General features: G+C 64.1%; 1 protein-coding gene. It reads right to left on the bottom strand.

Going from position 1 to position 538, the window contains the following annotated elements:
• Window positions 1–118: 118 nt before the first annotated feature.
• Window positions 119–538 (bottom strand): alpha/beta fold hydrolase (locus B2W70_RS08925; RefSeq protein ID WP_286744956.1); only part of this gene is annotated, 420 nt, incomplete at its 5' end.

Here is a 538-nt window from a genome sequence, read left to right as displayed (position 1 = left end):
AGCGTCCGGCGCGGACTGTAGTCGCAGCGCCGGACGCCCTGCCCCCCATTCCAGGGGCTTTTTGTCGCCCAATGTTTCCGCCCGATGTGATCAAACGTTTCGCGTTGAACGACTCAAATCACTGCTTCAGGAAAGCCTGCACCGCCGACACGGTGGCCGCCGGGTCTTCCTCGTGGGGCACGTGGCCCAGGGCGTCGAACATGGCCAGTCGGCTGCCGACGATGTCCTTTTGGAACTTGTCGGCGTTGTCCGGCGGGATCAGGCGGTCTTGCCCGCCCCAGATGATCAGCGTCGGTTGCTTGATGCTGGCGATCTGCGCGGTGAACTCGCCGCTGGGGCTTTGTGCGAAGCGCTCGCGCAAGGCGCCGCGGTTGCCTGCGCGCAGCGTCAGCTCGTAATAGCGATCGATCAACTCGGGCGTGACCTTGGTCGGGTCGCCATACACATTGCGCACGCTGGACTCGATCATGCTGTGCGGCAGGGTGTTCTGCATCAGCGGCTTGAGCGCGCCGATCTGCGCGATCTTGAAGCCGATCGG

The sequence above is a fragment of the Aquabacterium sp. UBA2148 genome, assembly GCF_002328915.1.
Taxonomy (GTDB): domain Bacteria; phylum Pseudomonadota; class Gammaproteobacteria; order Burkholderiales; family Burkholderiaceae_C; genus Aquabacterium; species Aquabacterium parvum.
This window is presented reverse-complemented; position numbering and strand designations above follow the sequence as displayed.